Source organism: Sporomusa sp. (assembly GCF_035561255.1).
Taxonomy (GTDB): domain Bacteria; phylum Bacillota; class Negativicutes; order Sporomusales; family Sporomusaceae; genus Sporomusa.
Genome location: NZ_DATMXX010000006.1, coordinates 1 through 2,281 on the forward strand (window position 1 = coordinate 1; position 2,281 = coordinate 2,281).

A 2,281-nucleotide genomic window follows, 5' to 3' on the forward strand; every position below is an offset into this window, starting at 1 on the left:
CCTATACTAATGTATATGCTCCAATAGAAAAAAACACGCGTAATTTTACGCGTGTTTTTTTGTTATCTAATTCTTTTTTATCGGATCATTAGGTTTAGGTGGTGGCGGTGGCGCCAATGGGGTCACCGGATTTTTATCAGTTTTTACCGGTGGTGGTGGGGGGGTTTTCTCATCTGTATCCAGAGTCTCATCTGTGGCACCAGTTTCATCCAGTTTAATATCTTTACCGTCCTTATCTTTACCCAATTTACCGTCTTTACCATCTTTTGTTGCCGTTGCTGCTGCAGTCGAAAGCTTGTTAGGCTGAGTTCCTTCAACAAAGATTTCATTGCGGCCATCCTGATTGGTGGGATCATTAAGCAATAAGCCATCTTTGGTAGATACACGGGCAGCTACGATGCCTGAGGGTCTTACAAAATCACGGGCCACATATTTAGCGGCTACATCACTCATAAAGCTCCTCCAGATAGTGGCCGGAATGGTACCACCGGTTACGCCGCCCAAATATCCGGGGCTATCGTAACCCATCCATACAGCTGCAACCAAGTCTGGTGTAAAACCGACAAACCAAGCGTCTTTATAGTCACTTGTGGTACCGGTTTTACCAGCGGCAGGGCGTCCAAAGTAAGCACCTGTGCCTGTGCCATTGTTAATAACTCCTCGCATCATATCAGTAAGGAGATAGGCGCTACGCTCATTAACAACAACCTTCTCTTTAGGTGTAGTTTGTTCTATCACCTTACCATTGCGATCAACAATTTTAATAATGGATGTAGGCTCAACGCGGATACCGCTGTTTGCTAATACTCCATAGGCGCTGGCAATTTCCAGGGGAGTGACACCGCGGGTAAGACCACCTAACGACATAGACAGGTTGCGATCATTTGTGTCGCCTTTAAGCACAAGCGTAGAAATCCCCATTTGTTGAGCATAGTATAATGCTTTATCAATACCGACTTGTTGGGCCAGCTTGACGGCTACAACATTTAACGACTGCTCAAGGGCAGTACGCATGGTAACAGGGCCGCGAAATTTTTGATCATAGTTCATTGGCGACCAACTGCCGAAACTAATCGGGCTGTCGTCAATAATACTGGCTGGGGTAAGACCGCTTTCAATAGCTGCTAAATAGACAAATGGTTTAAAAGCAGAACCAGGCTGCCGTTCAGCTAAAACGGCCCGGTTAAACTGGTCATTACCACGTCCGCCAACCATCGCTTTAATATGACCAGTATGCGGATCAATCGCTACTAATGCACCTTGGGGCTGCTTGATGCCGTTTTCGGTGCGGGTAGTCGGAAGCTGATTCATTGCATGCTCAGCAGCAGCTTGCATTTCAAGATCAAGAGTGGTATATACTTTAAGGCCATCTTTATATACTGCATCCGCCCCATATTTTTCTATAAGCAGTTGCATAATATAATCAGTAAAGTAGGAAGCCGTTGTTGTGTTGGTTATTGGGCGGGTAGCCAGTTTAATCTCCGTATTCCGCGCTTTAGCGGCTGTTGTTGAATCAATATAACCATATTTAACCATTTGGTCAAGTACAATAGATTGACGTTCTTTGGCTGCCTTTAGATTGCTGGAAGGAGAATAATAATTAGGGCTTTTTGGTATACCTGCAATCATTGCACATTCAGCCAGATTCAAATCCTCAACATTTTTTCCGAAATATATCTGGGCTGCTGTTTGTACACCATAGGCCCCCTGGCCGAAATAAATCTGGTTCATATACATTTCTAAAATTTCATTTTTACTATACTGACGTTCAATCTGCAAAGATAGAAATGCTTCCTGTACTTTGCGTTTAATCGTCTGTTCTTGTGAAAGCAGAGCATTTCTGGCTAACTGTTGAGTAATAGTACTGCCGCCCTCAGATATACCTCTGTCTGTCATATTAGACCAAACAGCTCGTAATATACCACGTGGGTCGACGCCGCTATGCTGATAAAAGCGGGTATCTTCAGCAGCAATAAATGCGTTTTGTAAATCTTTAGGAATCTTATTTATTGACACTGGTAAACGATTTTCCACTGAATGAATAGTTGTTATCAGTTTGCCATTGGCGTCAAAAATCTGAGATGAAACAGCCGGACGTATTTCACCTTTCAAGCTAGGCATTGTATGAATACTGGCTGTTAAAAAACCCAGCCCGGCGCCTGTCAGCATAACCAGGAAGACAACAACAGCAATCACTGTAATTGTTCGAGTATTTTTCTTGGGTTTGCGCCGGTTGTTTTCTTTGTCTTTATCTTGCATGGCTTTCTCCCCTTATAAATTC

At 43.6% G+C, this 2,281-nt stretch carries 1 protein-coding gene; it reads right to left on the reverse strand.

Features of this window, described 5'->3' with window-relative positions; translation table 11 throughout:
* Positions 1–66: 66 nt before the first annotated feature.
* Entirely contained in the window at positions 67–2,259 is a 2,193-nt protein-coding gene (locus tag VN379_RS00335) for a penicillin-binding protein 1A (RefSeq protein ID WP_325529659.1), read from the reverse strand.
* Between the last annotated feature and the right edge of the window lie 22 nt (positions 2,260–2,281).